14 protein-coding genes are annotated in these 13,948 nt (G+C 61.8%); 11 read left to right on the forward strand and 3 right to left on the reverse strand.

Annotated elements, in window-relative coordinates:
• Window positions 1-509 precede the first annotated feature (509 nt).
• The 11 genes from JS82_05310 to JS82_05360 all read left to right on the forward strand — a co-directional run bounded on the left by JS82_05310 (window position 510) and on the right by JS82_05360 (window position 11,146).
• Window positions 510-2,732: a hypothetical protein gene (locus JS82_05310; protein QHK17549.1), complete on the forward strand. Its 2,223-nt coding sequence runs from the start codon at window positions 510-512 to the stop codon at window positions 2,730-2,732.
• Window positions 2,733-3,142: 410 nt separating this feature from the next.
• Complete coding sequence (locus tag JS82_05315; GenBank protein ID QHK17550.1) at window positions 3,143-4,216, forward strand: reverse transcriptase; 1,074 nt, start codon at window positions 3,143-3,145, stop codon at window positions 4,214-4,216.
• Window positions 4,168-4,608: a hypothetical protein gene (locus tag JS82_05320; protein QHK17551.1), complete on the forward strand. Its 441-nt coding sequence runs from the start codon at window positions 4,168-4,170 to the stop codon at window positions 4,606-4,608. Before JS82_05315 ends, JS82_05320 begins: the two co-directional genes overlap by 49 nt.
• Before the next feature lie 59 nt (window positions 4,609-4,667).
• Entirely contained in the window at window positions 4,668-6,332 is a 1,665-nt protein-coding gene (locus JS82_05325) for a hypothetical protein (protein QHK17552.1), read from the forward strand.
• A complete protein-coding gene (locus tag JS82_05330) occupies window positions 6,329-6,931 on the forward strand; it encodes a hypothetical protein (protein QHK17553.1) in 603 nt (200 codons plus the stop codon). The genes JS82_05325 and JS82_05330 overlap by 4 nt, the downstream gene beginning before the upstream one ends.
• Before the next feature lie 233 nt (window positions 6,932-7,164).
• The gene (locus JS82_05335) at window positions 7,165-7,365 is read left to right on the forward strand and encodes a hypothetical protein (protein ID QHK17554.1); all 201 of its coding nucleotides are present in this window, start codon (window positions 7,165-7,167) and stop codon (window positions 7,363-7,365) included.
• On the forward strand, window positions 7,366-7,716 hold the full coding sequence (locus tag JS82_05340; protein QHK17555.1) for a hypothetical protein: 351 nt from the start codon (window positions 7,366-7,368) through the stop codon (window positions 7,714-7,716).
• A 236-nt stretch (window positions 7,717-7,952) separates the two neighbouring features.
• Complete coding sequence (locus JS82_05345; protein QHK17556.1) at window positions 7,953-8,855, forward strand: tyrosine-type recombinase/integrase; 903 nt, start codon at window positions 7,953-7,955, stop codon at window positions 8,853-8,855.
• A gap of 43 nt (window positions 8,856-8,898) precedes the next feature.
• Complete coding sequence (locus JS82_05350; GenBank protein ID QHK17557.1) at window positions 8,899-9,258, forward strand: hypothetical protein; 360 nt, start codon at window positions 8,899-8,901, stop codon at window positions 9,256-9,258.
• A 2-nt stretch (window positions 9,259-9,260) separates the two neighbouring features.
• On the forward strand, window positions 9,261-9,782 hold the full coding sequence (locus JS82_05355) for a YkgJ family cysteine cluster protein (GenBank protein ID QHK17558.1): 522 nt from the start codon (window positions 9,261-9,263) through the stop codon (window positions 9,780-9,782).
• Window positions 9,783-9,910: 128 nt separating this feature from the next.
• On the forward strand, window positions 9,911-11,146 hold the full coding sequence (locus tag JS82_05360) for a 2,3-bisphosphoglycerate-independent phosphoglycerate mutase (protein ID QHK17559.1): 1,236 nt from the start codon (window positions 9,911-9,913) through the stop codon (window positions 11,144-11,146).
• On the opposite strand, the gene JS82_05365 is transcribed toward JS82_05360, so the two are convergent.
• Genes JS82_05365 through JS82_05375 form a run of 3 tightly spaced genes read right to left on the reverse strand, consistent with a single transcriptional unit; the run spans window position 11,141 to window position 13,923 of the window.
• Complete coding sequence (locus JS82_05365; GenBank protein QHK17560.1) at window positions 11,141-11,578, reverse strand: hypothetical protein; 438 nt, start codon at window positions 11,576-11,578, stop codon at window positions 11,141-11,143. The two genes, JS82_05360 and JS82_05365, sit on opposite strands and share 6 nt — an antisense overlap.
• The gene (locus tag JS82_05370; GenBank protein ID QHK17561.1) at window positions 11,575-11,973 is read right to left on the reverse strand and encodes a hypothetical protein; all 399 of its coding nucleotides are present in this window, start codon (window positions 11,971-11,973) and stop codon (window positions 11,575-11,577) included. Before JS82_05370 ends, JS82_05365 begins: the two co-directional genes overlap by 4 nt.
• Window positions 11,974-12,024: 51 nt before the next feature.
• Window positions 12,025-13,923, reverse strand: coding sequence for a peptidase (locus JS82_05375; GenBank protein QHK17562.1), 1,899 nt, complete (start codon window positions 13,921-13,923; stop codon window positions 12,025-12,027).
• Window positions 13,924-13,948: the final 25 nt, after the last annotated feature.

Genomic DNA, 13,948 nt, shown 5'->3' on the forward strand with positions numbered 1-13,948 from the left:
CTCGGGAACAAGGTGGACAAGGTCTCCGGCAAGGGGCTGTCCACCAACGACTACACCACGACCGAGAAGCAGAAGCTGCAGGGCATCGCCGCAGGAGCCCAGGTCAACGTCCTCGAGTCGGTCAAGGTCAACAACGTCGCCCAGCAGATCATCGACAAGGCCGTGAACGTCACCGTGCCCACGAAGGTCTCCGACCTATCCAACGATTCGGGGTTCCAGACCGCCAGCCAGGTGGCATCCGCGGTGCAGAGCGGTGTGGCCGGCAAGCAGGACGATTTCACCGTAGTCAGCGTCAACCTGCCCGCATCCGGATGGTCCTCCAATCAGCAGACCGTCGCGGTCAGCGGCGTCACCGCGTCGACGGAGATCGTCGTCGTGTCCTACTCTCCTGGCTCCTACCAGGCTTACACCGAGGCGGGGGTCCGCGCGACCGCCCAGGGCGCAGGCTCCCTCACATTCGCATGTGACGAGGCTCCCAGCGCCGATCTCGTCGCGGAGGTGATGTACGCATGACGATCTTCAATCTAGGGGGTGGCGGAGGAGGCTCCGCCGCATACTACATCAGAGTGAGGGTGTCCGCGTCCGCGGGCACGCCGGACCTGTCCGGCATCCAGGTGACGGCGACGTCCTCGGGACGTCCGACCGTGACGGGGACGACCGACAGCACAGGGGAGTGCTATCTCTCGGTGAGGCAGGGGGCCACATACACCGTGGCCCTGAGCAAGCAATACTACACATTCTCGCCAGCCTCGCAGCAGGCTACGACAAGCGAACCCGTGACCGATCTGACAGCCACGTGTTACGTGCAACCGTCCATCACCGTCAACGTCGGCGGGGTGGACATCAGCGGCAGGACCGTGACGCTCACCCCGAGCTCGGGATCCGCAGTCTCGCAGGTCACGGGAAGCTCCGGCAGCGTGACATTCCGGGGCCTGGCCATCACGACCTACACGATCGCCGTAGACTATCCCGCGGGCCAGGGCGTGTCCCCCGTGAGCGACACGCAGGCGACCGCGGCTGGAGGGTCCTACACCAAGTCGTTCACGATCCTCTCCAAGCCGACGCTGGAGGTCACGGTATCATCCGCGACCGGCAACACATCCGGCAGGACGATCACGGCCACGCCGACCTCCGGAGGAAACGCCGTGACCGCACAGACCAACACCAGCGGTGTCGCCACGCTGACCCTCATGGCCGGCACGCAGTACACCGTGGCCTGCGATGCACCCTCGGGGTACTTCTCGGTGACATCGCAGCAGACCACCCTCGCCGCCGGGGCGGACTCCGACATGGGCTTCACCCTGCAGCGCAAGCCGATCGTAAACGTCACCGTCACGGACGCATCCGGCGGGGGCAACGAGGTCGGGAGGATCGTCCAGATGTCCGGACCCTCCGACACGCAGACGGCCACCACCGTCACCGGGGGAACGTGCAGCTTCACGGCCAACAACACAGGGGCGTACAGCTTCACAATCACCAACCTCCCCGACGGGGCCAGCGTGTCCGCCGCGAGCCAGACGCTGGCTGCGGACGGGACCTACAGCGTGTCGATGGAGATCTCGTTCGGATGGACCCACGGGGTGACATTCACCGCCTCGACGTTCAAAACCGATGACGCCGGGTGCCTGGCCTATGCTGACGATCTCGTTGGACAGACACCAGTGAGCAACACGGCAACCAGTCTGGCCAAGTTCACCCAGGAGGGATACTGGGCATTCGATCCAGACACCGGGATGGATGCGGAGGGATGCTTCTATGCGACCTTCACATCCGCGGGTGTGCTGCACCAGCTCCTGAACCCATACGACCTGTCGAAGTACATCGCGGTGTGGAACGATTCATCGAAGGAGTGGGACTACGGGCAGACAGGGAACTCCGCGATCACCACGGAGAACACGATGTTCTGCGTCCCGACGTACTACCGCAAGGGGGAGGCGGGGAAGATCACCCACTCGAGCAAGGCGGGGTCGGGGACAGCATACGCACACACCATCGACGGCCACGTCTATCAGTACAAGGCGATCGGAGTCTACCTCGGATACAACAGCGGCGGCAAGCTCATGTCCATCTCCGGCGTGACCGCGACCCGCACACAGACGAGGGCGACGTTCAGGACACAGGCAGCCGCCAACACCGTCAGGAGCGGACATGCGATGGTCTGGAACTACCACGACTGGAGGATGATGTTCGAGAAGTTCATCATCAGGGCAAAGAGGTTCAACGGCCAGAAGCTTGCACAGGGTGGACAGTCATACGGCTCCCCGACGACCGGTCTGACCAACGCGCTCGGACCCTATGCGGGTAACACGTCCGGGCAGTCCAACGCCATGAAGTTCCTGATCGAGAATTTCTGGGGATGCTGCTACCAATTCCTCGACGACGTCTACTGTTCTGGCACGACAATGTACGTAGGGCAGAACTCGAGCCCGACGGACAACTCCAGCAACAAGACCGCGATCAGCCTACCCTACAACACGACAGGTTTCCCGGGGGAGATCGAGACCTCGGACATCGCGTGGGGTATGGGACACGCCACAGGCGGCAGTTCCACGACAGGACTGTGCGACTATCAGGATCTCGCATTCGGTACAAACTATCCGCTCGTGTATGTGGGTGGCGGTTCCGGCAGTGTGTCCAATGGTCGCGCTGGTCCTTCGTACGTGCGCTGCAATGATCTGTCGTTCTCGTATTCGGCCGGCGGGGCTCGCTTGGCCTTTGCATTTGATGTTTGAGAGGGCCGTCCTCGGCCCGACAGAAACCATGGGGAATTGACATGGACCGTGAATCAACATGGCGCGCCGACGCGAGGAGGTGCGCCTAAAACACTTTAGCATGAACGCCATACGGGGTGCAGGCCAAATGGAATTTGGTTCCGCTGACTTCGAACTCGTGTATGTGGGTGGCAATTCCGACAATGTGTCCAATGGTAACGCTGGTCCTTCGTACGTGAACTGCAATAATCTGTCGAACTCGAATTCGAACAACGGGGCTCGCTTGAACTTGACCTAAAGTCCCCAGTGTGGGCATCCTCGATTACGCTCCACTTGGCCCCACCTCTCGGTGAAACATGAAAAACGAACGTTGACCTAGTAGACAGGAAAGGCCCTGGGCGGACGGTCGACAATTAGGTAAAGGCGAGAGAATGGTGAAAAGATACGGAAACCTCTGGGAGAAGGTGGTCTCGATTGAGAACATCACGAAGGCGTACCACGAGAGCCGGAAGGGCAAGACCTCCAAGCCGGGCGTGCGTAAGGTCGACGAGGACCCATCGACGTACATCCTCGAGATCCAACGGCTGCTGATGACCAAGGAGTACAGAAGCGGCGAGTACCGCGAGTTCAAGATCCATGAGAGAGGGAAGGACAGACTGGTCTATGACGTCGATTATTTCCCGCACCGCATCGTGCATTGGGCTCTGATGCTGGTCATCCGTCCGATCCTCATGGACAGCATAGGCGACCACTCCTATGCGGCCATGCAGGGGCGCGGATCGCATCAGGCACTCGCCAAGCTGAGGGAGTACATGCGCAGAGATCCTGAGGGAACCAGATATTGCTTCAAGATGGATGTCAGGAAGTATTTTCCATCCATCGACAAGGATCTGATGATGAAGAAGCTGGAGCGGAAGATCAAGGACCCCGACGTCCTGTGGCTCTGCAGCGAGATCATCTACGGGTACCCCGGCCCTGGACTCCCCATCGGCAACTACACATCGCAGTATTTCGCCAACTATTATTTGGCGAGCATCGACCGCCACATGAAGCAGGTCATGCACTGCCACCACTACCTGCGCTACATGGATGACATTGTGGTCCTTGGCAAGTCGAAGTCATGGCTCCGCAGGGTCAAGAAGCGCATGGATCAGCTTCTGACTGAAAGTGGTCTGAAGATGAAATCGAACTGGCAGATCTTCCCGGTCGAGAGCCGCGGAGTGGACTTCGTCGGATACAGGACGTTCCATGATTTCTGCCTGGTTCGGACAAGGAACAAATGCAAGATGAAGAGGGCCATGAGAAGGCTCGAGGCGAAGCTCGATGCAGGTCAGGACCTCGACGAGCACGATCGCGGGTGCCTCGCATCATGGAGCGGCATCCTGGGATGGTGCGACAGCTGGCGCCTTTCGAAGAAGACGATCAGACGTGTGAAGAGGAAAATGGAGGCGAGAGAATGGATGCGGTCACCGCAACATCGGACACGCGCCCCGTCGAGCTCGTGACGGGACCGACAATGACCCTGTATCGCAGGGATGTGACAACGAGCACAGAGAAGGACGAGAAGGGCAACGTCCAGACCATCTATACATGCCGCGAGCTCCGCTTCCCGCATGGGGAGTACGAGCTCGTACTCGCAGGCACGCTCCCTCCCGGGGTGGACGAGTGGACCGCGGACCTCCGCAGGATCCAGAGGTCCGCCCTGCTGGACCAGGCGGACAAGCTGATCGCGGAGGCCAACGACAACATCAGCTACTCGGACGACCAGAGCGTCGTCGACGCATGGGAGGCGTACAGGACGCAGGTCCGCGCCTATAAGATGGCAGTGAGGAAGACGGTGGAGGCCGAGGGGTTCCCTCAGCAGTGCACCTATCCGGAGCTGCCTGTCCAGCCTTGACGACGGTGCGACTGTCGTTTATAAACCTCTTACCAATCACCATCCGTTGAGGTCATAAAATGAGCTCAACGACCAAAACCATCATCTTCGCGGCGGTGCTCCTCGCCGTCGCGTGCGCGGGGATCCTCGTCGCAGAGGACGCCGACGCCGAGGGACAGGTCACCGTGACCTACTCCCTCCCCGGCGGCGCATCCATCCCCGTCCAGACCGCGGAGGACGGCACAATCGTCCTCTACGGACCCGAGGATGTCTCAGCATTCTACCAGCCCGATGGCGGCGAGTTCGTCGCCTGGCAGACCCAGGAGGACGGCGGAACAATCTACCAGTTCGGAGCGACCGTCGCTTTCTCCGAGAACACCACACTCTACCCCAGGATCGTCGCGGCCACCACCGTGGACTTCATCGTCGACGGCCAGGTCATGAAAGAGGGAGCGCTCGCTCCCGTCGAGGGCAAGGTCACAGCCCCCGCAGTCCCCGCCAAGGACGGATTCAACGCCCTGGGATGGGAATGGTCCGAGGACGACTCCGGCAAGGTCTACACCTCCGCCGAGGTCTCCGAACTGACCGTCGAGGCAGGGCAGACCTTCACAGCCGTCTACTCCGAGATCTACGACATCGATTGGATCGTCGACGGCGTCACCATCGCCACAGGCTCCACCGAGACCGGAAAGGAGCTCTCACAGCCCGCCGACCCCTCCAAGGCCAACCATGAGTTCGCCGGATGGGCGGTCGACGGAGAAGTTGTCCTTAAGGCAGGCGAGAAGCTGACCGCCGAGGACATCGCAGCCGACACCACGTTCACCGCAACCTTCAACCCCGTCATGCTCACCGTGACCTTCATGGCAGGCGAGAGCACCGTCGCCACCGTCTCCGTCCCCTACGGGCAGACGGTCGTCATGCCCGCCCTGCCCGAGGGCTACGCCAGCTGGGATTTCGACTTCAAGACACCGATCACCGAGAGCATCACCGTCAAGGCCGTCGCCTCCGCAGTGGAGCCCTCCGAGACCTTCACCGTGACCTTCGTGGTCGACGGCAAGACCATCGCCACGTACAGCAGCAACGCCATCACCGTCCCGACCGACCCCGTCAAAGAGGGCTTCGCGTTCCAGGGCTGGGCCATCGGCGACTCCGTGATAGCGGACCCCGCCAAGCACGTCTACACCCAGGACACCGTCCTCGTCGCCCTCTTCCAGGCCGTCGAGGTCGTGGAGCACACCGTGACCTTCACCGGAGGCGCCGAGGACATCACCGTCAAGGTCGTCCACGGGGAGGGCGTCGAGGCTCCCGAGGCCCCCGAGGGCATGCAGTGGGACCCCGCCGTGGACCTCTCCGAGGTCACCGCAGACATCACCGTCAAAGCGGTGCCCCTGACCGTGACCGTCTCCTTCATGGTCGGCGAGACCGCCGTGAAGAGCCTTGAGCAGACCGTCGCCTACGGCGGAAAGCTGGACGCCTCCCTCTTCGAGGGCTACGTCCTGCCCGACGGCTACATCGGATGGGATGTGGATGTGGCCACCGCCACCTTCACGGCGGACACCGTCGTCAACGCGGTCGCCGAGCCCGAACCCGTCGCGGAGCTCCCGTGGTACAAGACCACCGGAGGACAGGTCGCCCTGGTGCTGGTCGCGTTCGTCCTGATCGCACTGGTCGGGATGTACGTCACCAACCAGTTTGGGGTGAAGGACAAGCTGAGGGGACTCGTCAGGAGGTCCGGCAAGGAATGAGCAGGAGGGCCGTGATGGTCCTGCTGGAGCTGGCGTTCTCGCCGTCCGTGACGGCTGTGCGCGCGGTCCTGCTGGGCCTGAGCCTGCTGCTCATCACAGGAGTGATCCGCATGGACACAGTCCTGGACGCATCCAAGTTCGGCATCTGCGACGAGTATATCGTACCGATGCTGATCGCCGCCATCGTCACCGGGTTCGTCGTCGCCTGGTTCCTGCGCCTGTGGCTCCACGAGAGGGCCGCGGACAACAAGGTCGCCAGCGGGAAGATCGCCGACACCAACTCCCTCGCATACGACAGGAGGTACGACGCGGGCACCTTCGTCGCCATGATCGTGGGCGATGTGCTGTCGCTCTTCGCCGCGCCCATGGCCGTGGCCGCGTTCATCATCAACGCGGGCATGGGCTCCTACGTGGGCATGACCATCCTCCTGGACGCGGTGTTCGTCACCTTCCTGATGTTCGCCCTGCACATGGGTCTCCGTGTGGCCGTCGTGAGGTTCAAGGACTACGTCGTGGACCTCATCGGCACCGTCTCGGACGCCAAGGACGAGATCAAGGACGCCGTCGACGCCGCCAAGACCGTCAAGAAAGAGGAGTGAGCCTCCTCCGATAACCTGAAAGCCAAACAGGGGCATCGCGCCCCGTCTTCCCATCATGCCCCGCCCGGGGACGTCCCACGACGTCCCGACGTGCACGCGGCGGGGCGCCATCTTCTCCAGGAATCTCCTGCATACGGTTGTCAGACAATAAAGCAACAACCACAAAATACAAATAGACGAATTACGTTGTAATGCGTAGACGGGCCGAGAAGGGCTCTCAGGAGAATGAAGAAATGGCACACAAGACGGAAGATGTAGTTTACATCGTGAACACATACCTCAAGGGCGGGGACATGTGGTGCGACGTGTTCGGCTCCGCATGGGAGGCGATGGAGGCCGTCACCAGGATCAACAACTCCAACGACGACGTCGCCAGGATCACCTTCATCAAGAAGGTCGTCACCTGCGAGACCATCGAGATGGAGGTGGCCTGAATGGACAGCATGACGGTCTACTTCGAGCATGACGACAGGGTGTACCGCTTCGATGTCCCGGAGTCGGACGACGTCTGGGACGCCATCGGCGAGTACGACGACGCCAACGGGACGGACATGTGGGACCACCTGGACGACTCCAACGTCCTGGGCGTCAACCTCGACGACGAGTGCCCCGGAGCGGTAAGGGTCGCTTCGTGGGACGAGATCGAGGCGCGAGTCACGGAGGTCTCCGCCGACATGAAGATCGGCGTCTCCGGACACTCCCTGATCCTGACGATCACGGAGCAGGCGAGGATGCTCGGCGTGGACCGCGGGGACATCGTCAGCGTGACCATCAGAAGAAGATAAACCAGATTGAAACCGCTTACTGGATGGGATAGGATGGGGAAACCGCTTAGAAGGACCTCCCGGGCGTGTCAAAAGAGACCAATCAATCGCGCACCCGGGAGCGTCGCCAAAGGCGACGGACCGAAGTCATCATATCATAAGGTCCAGAGGTATATAATCGGTACGCGGGAACATGTGTCCCCGTCCCCTCCCCCCCCTGAGTGGTGAGAAGGTCCGTCGGAAAGGAGATGGACCGAATGACGGACTTCAAGCAGCTGGACGACTATCTGAACTACCTGAGAGCGCATGGACGCAGGGAATCCACGCTCCGCAACTATTCCATCAACCTCAACATGATCCTCCGCACCCTGAAGGAGGGAGGGCACCCCCACACCGCCGAGGAGATCACGGCCGACGACGTCACATGGCTCAACCTCGTCCTCTCGGAGAGGGTCACGGAGAACACTCGCAGCCAGTACCTTAGCATGCTGACCGTGTTCGTGATCCACTACACCGGACGCGACGTCAAGAAGCAGGCGGACATCCTTTTCAACGACGAGCGCGTCCCGTCCAAGACGCCTTTCATAACTCCTGAGCAATTCGCGCAGCTTTACGCCAAGGGAAGCGAGACCGACCGCATGATCCTCGTCCTCGGAGCCTACATGGGTCTCAGGAGGATGGAGATCGCCCGCTTGAAAGAGGAGGACATCCACGGGGAGATGATGACCATCTACGGGAAGGGCCACGGCCCCAACGGGAAGGTTGTCACGATGGTCATCCCCCAGAGGGTCCGGAAAGAGATCGAGACGTACAGGAGATGGAAGGAGGCACATCCCTTCGGCCACGAGGGTGAGTACCTGATCGAGTCCGGCAGGAGGCACCAGATGCTCAGGGGGATCTCACCGGATGCGGTGGACCGCAGGATGTACCGTCTCGCCGAGGATCTCGGCATCGAGTTCGCGCCGCACTCCCTCAGACGCCTCTTCGCCACCACCCTGTACTACGAGGCAGGCGTGGATCTGATAACCCTGAAGAATCTCATGCGTCACAGCAAGAGCAGTTCGACTGTCGAGCGCTATATCGCACCCTACAAGAAGTTCGAGCGCGAAGCCAGCGAGGAGCTGTCCAGGATCCTTGGCGGAGCCCTCGGTGAATTATAAATATCGAAACATTGATAAGGTGAATGAGACCAATCAAGTTTTCATGTCAGTAAAATGCCCCAAGTGCGGACATGACAACCCCTCCGACACCCTCTTCTGCGAGGAGTGCGACTGGAGGCTGGATGTGCCATACAGGCCACCGAAGAAGCGCAACCCGCTGGCGTTCGCCCTAGTGTCGCTCGTCATAGGAGCGGCCGCCCTCGTCCTGGCCTTCCTCGACGGCACCGAGATCGCCGGACTCGTCCTGGGAGCCGTAGGCGTGCTCCTCGGAAGCTACTCGGTCAACGTGCCGAGGCTGCTCAACTCCGACAACAAGACGCTCTGCGTGTCCCTGGCAGGAATCGGACTCGTCCTCAGCATGATCGGGTTCATCCTGGGCCTCGCTTCGGTCATAGGGGCCTGAATATGGCGGTATACCGCGGGAAGTACATCCTCGAGGGCCTGGGCAGCATCACTCCCGAGATGGAGCACAACCTGGACCTCGCCTACGGCATCTGTATGTCGTACAAGGAGGACTTCCCCTGCGAGATGTGCGGCAGGTGCTGTCACCAGCCGCATATCGTGGTACGCCCCGAGGAGATCGACAGGATCTCGTCCTCGGCCAACATACCGCTCTACGACTTCATGAGGAACTACCTCGTGCAGACGGCGGACGGCAGGTTCCTGTTCAAGAAGACCAACCCCTGCGCCTTCCTCGGACCGGACAACAGATGCACGATTTGGAAGGACCGCCCCCAGATCTGCGACGACTTCCCCTACGCGGTGTCGATGTTCATGTCCAGGGTCTATCTGGCCCTGACCAACCCCGACGCCGACATAAACGAGCTCATATCCTACATGGACGACAGCTGGCCCTGCACCGGCGTGATCAAGAAGGACATCGCCGACAGGGTCGAGGCAGCCCGCAAGGACGTAGTCCCGATGTGAGACGGCGGCCCGGGGCTCCGCCCCGCCGCCTCCCTTTTACTTACACCGCATCCGCGGCCAGCAACCGGATCGGCTTTCCCCACCGACACATAATAAAACGGGGGAGGACATCCAGTATCGGTGCAATCATGGCGGCGGAGAAGAAGATACTCATCGTTATCATGGACGGACTGGGCGACAGGGCCTGTCCCGAACTCAGGGGTCTGACTCCGCTGCAGTACATCAGACACCCGAACCTCGACTGGTTCCTCACCCATGGCCAGGGAGGCATCTGCGACCCTATCGGCCCGGGCATCAGGGCCGGGAGCGACACCGCCCACCTGTCCATACTGGGATACGACCTACGGGATGTGTACACCGGAAGGGGCCCCTTCGAGGCCCTCGGGATAGGCATGGACATCCAGCCCGGAGACGTCGCCCTGAGATGCAACTTCGCCACCGTGGACGATTCCCTGGAGATCATAGACCGCAGAGCCGGGAGGATCAGGGAACCCGAGACCACCGAGCTGGTCGAGTGCCTGGACGGGATCGAGATCGACGGGGTTGAGTGCCTCGTCAGGGAGAGCACCGAGCACAGGGCGGTCCTGCTGCTCAGAGGGGACGGCCTGAGCCCCAACATCACCGATGCCGACCCCGGAGGGGACACCCATCTGATGATGTGCGAACCCCTCGACGAGGATGCGGAGTTCACGGCATCTGTCGTGAACAGGTTCATGGAGGAGTGCTACGAACGCCTGAAGAACCACCCGACCAACAGGAAGAGGACGGCAGCAGGCCTTCCTCCGGCGAACATCCTCGTGCCCAGGGGCGCCGGGAGCTTCCCCAACATAGAACCGTTCCCGGAGAAGTACAACGTGTCCGCGGCGTGTGTCGCCGGCGTCGGCCTGATTAAAGGGATCTGCAAGGCGTGCGGACTGGACATCTACCCCCTGCCGGACAACTGCGACGGCACCATGGACTCCGACTTCATAATCAAGGCCCAGTGCGCCATGGAGGCCCTGGACGAGTACGACTTCGTGCTGATGAACTGCAAGGCCCCGGACATCGCCGGCCACGACGGCGACGCCAAGGCCAAGAGCGAGGTCATCAAGAGACTCGACACCATGGCCGGCTACATCAAGGACAACATGCCGGAGGATCTCGTGGTCGTCCTGACCTGCGACCACTGCACCCCCTGCATCCTCCAGGACCACAGCGGAGACCCCGTCCCGATAGCGATCTTCACCAGGAACATGGTCAGGGACGACGCCAGCGAGTTCAGCGAGACGGGATGCGCCAGAGGAGGGATCGGGAGGATCCGCGGCAGGGACATCGTCCCGATCTGCATGGACCTGGCCAACCGCACCGAGAAGTACGGGTCATGACCCGTACAGGCTGAGCCTGGCGAGCAGGGTCCCTCCCGTCGTCACAGGGACCTCGGCCTCCGCGGACACAGAGGGTGTCCCATGCCCGTCTCCGATGCTTCCGGAAAGGTCCCCGAACACCAGGTCCAGGCGGTACGCCCTATCGCCCGAGAATGCCTCCAGGACATCAACGAGGTATTCCCTGACCCCCGGCTGACCGGTCGATAGCATGAGCGCGCAGAGGTCGGAGACCCTGACCGGCGTCCCGTCTCCATCCTCCACAAGGTCTGACATGCGGACCTCCGCGTCCAGGATCCCGTCCAGCATCGCGCCAGCGTCCCTCTCGTCGGCGCTCTCGCCTAGGCCCAGACCGATTGTAGCGTAAAGGGCCAGCATCAGGACCGCCGTGAAGATCACAGCGTCCATCAGGGCTACGAATCCACGGCGGTTCATATCGCCACCGCCACTTCGAACACCGCAGGCACCTCCCTTCCGAACTCGTCGGTGACTGTCCCCGGCACGGAGCGTGTGTACAACGCCCCATCCAGGGTCCCCACGGCGTAAGGGCCCGAGACTCCGCCGAACAGCGGGACTTCGACCATGACCGACACGCCCTCGCAACCCTGGGACCACATGAACCCCTCGATGTAGTCCATGAACCCGGGGACGAATGTGCCGTCCTCCAGCGTGCCTTGGAACCGGTCGGGGTCCAGGGACCCGGTCGGATCGGCCGTCGTGACGGTCGTCGTCGCCAGAGCGCCCATGAACCCTGTCAGAACTATCGTTACAACCATGAAGGCGACCATCGCCTCCATGAAGCCCGCATCTCCGGAGCTGTCCATCCTCATGGACGGTGCTCTGACCTCTTCGGGAATATAAAGGAGTCGCGTGCGGTCACGTCACAGGCCGCGACGGTACAGTCCGTAGGTGAAACCGCCGCACATCTCCTCGATCTTCGACCTGAGCTTCGGATCAGGACGCCTGATGTACTCCCCGAGCGCCTTCGCCAGCACCGGCGGGCGCTTCCTCAGGTCGATGCCCAGCGACATGACGCCGGACCTGCCCAGCTCCTCCACGCTGTCGAGCAGGAAGAGGTCCACGGAATTCAGGATGTGGGCGAAGCCGCGCTTGTCCCTGTAGACAGGGAAGGATGCCTCCTTCTCGTCCTTTATGGAGCCGCTGGCGAGTCCCGGATCGCGGGAGTACATGAGCTCCGTCCTTCCGAACGCCATGACCTCGAACCTCCCGGGACAGTGAGCGATCAGGTCGGAGACCTCGTTCCTGGAGAGCTCCACGGACAGGGTGGTCTGGTAGACGTCGAGAAGGAACCAGGAGTTGTAGCAGTTGAACACGCTGCTGGCGTATATGCGCGGGGAGTCCCTGCAGAGCCTGTACTGCCCGGGGCCATTGACCATGACCGGGCCTTCGGGGGACACCTCGTCCAGGGCGTCGAACCTGGGGAGGAGGTCGACGCACTCGACCCCCTTGGCGGAGCACATCTCCCTGGCCTCCTCGATCCTGTCCCCGTGCTCGAAGTAAACACGGTCCGCATACGGGAGGACCGCGTCCAGGGTCTTGATCGTGTTCACGTAGACGGAGTACTCCGGCCTCCTGGACCTGTGGGGCAGCTTGTCCAGAACCACGTCCTGGTGGTGCCTCGGAGTCTTGCCGTCTAGCTTCGGGGTGTTGCCGATGAGGTTCTTGACCACGTCGATGCGCGGGTCGTAAGTGCGGTATATCTGATACCTGCCGTCGGGTATCTTGAACGGGATCCTGATCGGGTCGGTCTCCACGACCTTGAAGCCTCCGACCTTCTCGTCGTCCCTGAAAATGGATATGCCGTCCTTCACGCCTATGGGCTCGTCCCCGTTCCACTGGAAGGAGCGGTCGCGGATCTCCACCTCGCCGAGATGGAACCCCCTGTTGTCCGGATAGAGCGACTGGACCGGCGACACGACACCGTCCAGATACCCGGTGCAGGTCCCGCGGTTGAAAACGGTCCTGAGCAGCTTGAGCGACTCCTGATAGTCCTCTGAGAAGTCCCCGTCCTCCGCCATGGAGTAGACCTTCGCGGACAGGTACGCGTATGCGGGGGACCTCATGCGGCCCTCGATCTTCAGCGATGTGACACCTATGTCCCTCAGGGCCTCGATGCGGTCGACCCCGAAGAGGTCGGCACAGCTGAGCAGATAACCCGATCCCTCGGCGGACTCGTAGCGCTTCCTGCACGGCTGGGCGCAGGAGCCGCGGTTGCCGCTGCGTCCACCCATGAAGCTCGACATCAGGCATCCTCCGGACATGCAGTAGCACAGGGCGCCCTGGATGAAGACCTCGGTCTCGATCGGCGAATCTGGGACTATGCGGGAGAGCTCCTCCATCGTGAGCTCCCTTGCCAGAACGGCTCTGTCGAAACCGTTCTCGGCACACCACTCCAGCCCCTCGAGGGAATGGATGCCCATCTGGGTGGAGGCGTGCTTGGCGATGTCGATGCCCTGAATGCACCTCATGAGGCCCAGGTCCTGGACCAGGACGGCGTCTGCGCCGATGTCCTTCAGGAACCTGACGAACGTCACCGCATCCGACATCTCCTGGTTCTTGACGGAGGTGTTGACGGTTACATGGACCCTCACGCCGTGGTCATGGGCGTAGTTAACCGCGCCCTCCAGCTGACGGTCGGTGAAGTTCCCGGCGAAGGCCCTCGCTCCAAAGTCCTTGCCGGCCAGATAGACGGCGTCACATCCCCCTTTGACGGCGGCCGCGAGTCCGTCGGGGTTCCCTGCAGGCGACAGTATTTCCACGCTTTCCCCATGGGAACCAGATTAT

This window comes from Methanomassiliicoccaceae archaeon DOK, from assembly GCA_009911715.1.
GTDB lineage: Archaea > Thermoplasmatota > Thermoplasmata > Methanomassiliicoccales > Methanomethylophilaceae > Methanoprimaticola.

Excerpts from the sequence above, each read along its gene's own strand:
- JS82_05325 (QHK17552.1), top strand. The coding sequence starts at position 4,668 with ATGAGCTCAACGACCAAAACCATCATCTTCGCGGCGGTGCTCCTCGCC.
- JS82_05365 (QHK17560.1), bottom strand. The coding sequence starts at position 11,578 with ATGAACCGCCGTGGATTCGTAGCCCTGATGGACGCTGTGATCTTCACG.
- JS82_05340 (QHK17555.1), top strand. The coding sequence starts at position 7,366 with ATGGACAGCATGACGGTCTACTTCGAGCATGACGACAGGGTGTACCGC.
- JS82_05320 (QHK17551.1), top strand. The coding sequence starts at position 4,168 with ATGGATGCGGTCACCGCAACATCGGACACGCGCCCCGTCGAGCTCGTG.
- JS82_05315 (QHK17550.1), top strand. The coding sequence starts at position 3,143 with ATGGTGAAAAGATACGGAAACCTCTGGGAGAAGGTGGTCTCGATTGAG.
- JS82_05310 (QHK17549.1), top strand. The coding sequence starts at position 510 with ATGACGATCTTCAATCTAGGGGGTGGCGGAGGAGGCTCCGCCGCATAC.
- JS82_05335 (QHK17554.1), top strand. The coding sequence starts at position 7,165 with ATGGCACACAAGACGGAAGATGTAGTTTACATCGTGAACACATACCTC.
- JS82_05370 (QHK17561.1), bottom strand. The coding sequence starts at position 11,973 with ATGAGGATGGACAGCTCCGGAGATGCGGGCTTCATGGAGGCGATGGTC.
- JS82_05345 (QHK17556.1), top strand. The coding sequence starts at position 7,953 with ATGACGGACTTCAAGCAGCTGGACGACTATCTGAACTACCTGAGAGCG.
- JS82_05360 (QHK17559.1), top strand. The coding sequence starts at position 9,911 with ATGGCGGCGGAGAAGAAGATACTCATCGTTATCATGGACGGACTGGGC.
- JS82_05330 (QHK17553.1), top strand. The coding sequence starts at position 6,329 with ATGAGCAGGAGGGCCGTGATGGTCCTGCTGGAGCTGGCGTTCTCGCCG.
- JS82_05350 (QHK17557.1), top strand. The coding sequence starts at position 8,899 with ATGTCAGTAAAATGCCCCAAGTGCGGACATGACAACCCCTCCGACACC.
- JS82_05355 (QHK17558.1), top strand. The coding sequence starts at position 9,261 with ATGGCGGTATACCGCGGGAAGTACATCCTCGAGGGCCTGGGCAGCATC.